Annotated in this window: 1 protein-coding gene; it reads right to left on the reverse strand. The window is 74.4% G+C overall.

Going from position 1 to position 360, the window contains the following annotated elements; all coding sequences use genetic code 11:
• Window positions 1-360 (reverse strand): hypothetical protein (locus DEIPI_RS39080; RefSeq protein WP_027481245.1); only part of this gene is annotated, 360 nt, incomplete at both ends.

The raw sequence follows: 360 nt of genomic DNA on the forward strand, positions 1-360 counted from the left end.
CGCGCCGCGCTCGGCGCGGGTGCGGCCCAGCCACGACCACGCCTTGGCGTAGTCGGCGTTCGCGCTCGTGGCACGCTCGAAGCCCGCCTCGGCGGCGGCGCGGTCGCCCTTCGTGTAGGCCGTGTAGGCGTCCCGGAAGGTCTTCACGGCGCTCAGGCCGTAACGTTCGCCCTCCCTCGCGTAGTCGAGGAAGTAGCGGTTCGTGGCGTTCGCGCCTTCGAGGCGCGTGACGTTCTCCCAGGCCTCGCGCGCCAGGGCGCCCTGGTTCGTGTCGAGCGCGATGCGGCCCACGTAGCGCCACGCCTCCGTGAAGTCCGGCGCGCCCTGCGCGGCGGAGCGGAAGCCCGCGAGCGCCGCGTC

This window comes from Deinococcus pimensis DSM 21231, assembly GCF_000519345.1.
In the GTDB taxonomy this organism is placed as follows: domain Bacteria; phylum Deinococcota; class Deinococci; order Deinococcales; family Deinococcaceae; genus Deinococcus_A; species Deinococcus_A pimensis.